This is a genomic window from Enterobacter sp. 61D5 (assembly GCF_034107965.1).
Lineage (GTDB): Bacteria > Pseudomonadota > Gammaproteobacteria > Enterobacterales > Enterobacteriaceae > Enterobacter > Enterobacter cloacae_M.
The window spans coordinates 1-2444 of the sequence record NZ_JAWNFK010000041.1 but is presented as its reverse complement, the minus strand read 5'-3'; the positions used below and the strand labels follow the sequence as shown (position 1 = coordinate 2444).

At 56.9% G+C, this 2444-nt stretch carries 3 protein-coding genes; all 3 read right to left on the bottom strand.

Annotated elements, in window-relative coordinates:
* Nucleotides 1–42: 42 nt before the first annotated feature.
* The 3 genes from tnpC to tnpA are packed head-to-tail and all read right to left on the bottom strand — an operon-like array spanning nt 43 to nt 2352.
* Nucleotides 43–1581: an IS66 family transposase gene (gene tnpC, locus UTM25_RS22380; RefSeq protein ID WP_089600756.1), complete on the bottom strand. Its 1539-nt coding sequence runs from the start codon at nt 1579–1581 to the stop codon at nt 43–45.
* Between the two features lie 49 nt (nt 1582–1630).
* Nucleotides 1631–1978, bottom strand: coding sequence for an IS66 family insertion sequence element accessory protein TnpB (tnpB, locus tag UTM25_RS22375; protein WP_089600758.1), 348 nt, complete (start codon nt 1976–1978; stop codon nt 1631–1633).
* Nucleotides 1975–2352, bottom strand: a complete 378-nt coding sequence (tnpA, locus tag UTM25_RS22370; protein ID WP_172688898.1) for an IS66-like element accessory protein TnpA — start codon at nt 2350–2352, stop codon at nt 1975–1977. The genes tnpB and tnpA overlap by 4 nt, the downstream gene beginning before the upstream one ends.
* Between the last annotated feature and the right edge of the window lie 92 nt (nt 2353–2444).

The following is a 2444-nucleotide window of genomic DNA, read 5'->3' as shown; positions in this document are numbered from 1 at the left end:
GTAAGCGTACAGCGCGAACCGTATTGACGTGACGAGGATGGGTTATTTGGCAGGCAGTGTGATCCGCCACGGCAGCAGTTCACCAACCCGGTTTACCGGCCAGTCAGCAATGACGTCAAGGATATGGTGAAGGTAACGTTCTGGATCTACTCCATTCAGTTTGCACGTCCCGATCAGACTGTACAGCAACGCTCCCCGCTCACCACCGTGGTCTGAGCCGAAGAACAGCCAGTTTTTACGCCCCAGACTGACCGTCCGCAGCGCATTTTCAGCGATGTTGTTATCTGCTTCAGCCCAGCCGTCGTCTGCGTAGTACGTCAACGCTTGCCACTGGTTCAGTACATAGGTGAACGCTTTTGCCAGCTCTGAGTGTCGTGACAGGGTTTTCACTTTTTCACGCAGCCAGTTTTCCAGTGATTTAAGAAGCGCTTTCGTTTTCAACTGGCGTTCGGCAAGCCGCCGTTCTGCTGACATTCCCCTGATATCCGCTTCGATGGCATACAACTCGCCGATCCGTTTCAGCGCTTCATCTGTGAGCGCTGAGGGAGTGCGAACGTGAACATCATGGATTTTACGCCGGGCATGGGCCCAGCACGCGGCTTCCTTTATATGCCCGTCGCGGTAGAGCTCGTTGAACCCGGCGTAGGCATCAGCCTGCAGTACTCCAATGAAGCCTGCAAGATGGGTCTGCGGGTGGATACCTTTTCTGTCCGGGCTGTACGCGAACCACACCGCCGGGGCCAGTGAAGAACCTGCATTACGGTCGTCACGAACGTACGTCCATAAGCGCCCGGTCTTCGTTTTCTTGTTGCCCGGCAGCAGGACCGGAACCGGCGTATCATCGGCATGAAGTTTACCATCGGTCAGGACATAGTGCTGAAGGGCTTCGTCCAGCGGTGACAGCAGACGACAACACGCATCCACCCAGCCCGACAGGACAGAACGGCTCAACACCACACCCTGGCGGGCATAGATCTCCGACTGGCGATACAACGGTGTGTGTTCCGCATACTTTGACGCCAGTACACGGGCCAGCAGTCCCGGTCCGGCGATACCCCGCTCGATGGGCCGTGAGGGAGCCGATGCCTGAACGATGCGATCGCACCGACGACAGGCATGCTTTTCGCGCACCGTACGGATAACCCGGAAGGCACTGCGCATCAGCTCCAGCTGTTCGGCGGCATCCTCACCCAGGTAGCTCAGCGAACCTCCGCACTCCGGGCAACAGGACTCTGTGGGGAACAACCGCTTTTCATCACGGGGAAGCGATTCGGGGAACGGTTTACGGGTGCGGGTCTGACGCAGCGGGCGCTGCACCGCCGGGTCATCAACCCGACCGGTAAGGGCATCGCTTTCCTGCTGAAGCCGGTTCAGGTCAGCTTCCATCTGTGCGATACGGCGGGATGCCTTTTCGGAACGACTGCCGAAGTTTATCCGGCGGAGTTTATCCAGTTGCGCCTGCAGATGGTCTATTTCGCGTTCCCGGTCGGCCAGCTTTTCCAGCAGGGCGCGGTTCAGCGCTTCCTGTTCGGCCAGGCGCTGTTTCAGCAGAAGGATGTCGTCAGAAGAGGTGTCGTTCATAAGCCCGTATTTTACCAGGGTTATTCTGCGACAACCAGGATAAAGATAGCTACAACATGGTCAGGGACGTCGGTAACCGCTTTGGCTGCCGCCAGTCGATACCTTCCATCAGCATCGCCAGTTGAGCTGGCGTCAGGAACACTTTACCATCGCGGGCCGACGGCCAGGCGAAGCGGCCGCGCTCCAGCCGTTTAATCAGCAGGCACAGCCCGTCGCCGGTAGACCACAGCAGTTTGACCTGACTGCCGCTGCGGCCCCGGAAGATGAAGACATGACCGGACATCGGGTCATCTTTCAGCGTTGTCTGCACCTTTGCGGCCAAGCCGTTGAAGCCGTTGCGCATGTCGGTGATACCGGCAACCAGCCAGATTTTGGTGCCTGTTGGTAACGGGATCATCGCTTCAGTTCCTGTATCAGCAGAGCCAGAAGCTTTTCGCTGACAGTGCCGTTGAGGTGAAGCGTCCCGTGCCGGAACGTTACCTCACAGCTGATACTTAGCCCCGGGTCTTCTGCGAGCGATTCTGGCTGTACGGCAGTGGCATCGAGAGTCACAGGAAGTAGCTGAGGACTCTCTGAGGAAGGCAACAGTAGCTTTCCGTCGCGCCACTGCTGGCGCCATTTAAATAACAAATTGGCATTGATACCGTTTTCAAGCGCCAGTTTTGAGATGGATATTCCGGGTTCGCAGGAGGCAGCAACGAGCTGCTGCTTAAACTCAGGAGAATAATTAGGGCAGCCCTTACGCCTGCCGTGAGTCACATTTTTCTGCATATCTGACACTTTGGTTCCCACTACTTATTTGGTGGACACCACTTTGTCGAATACCTCAGATTATGACCAGACGGCTCTCGCTGTACGCTTAC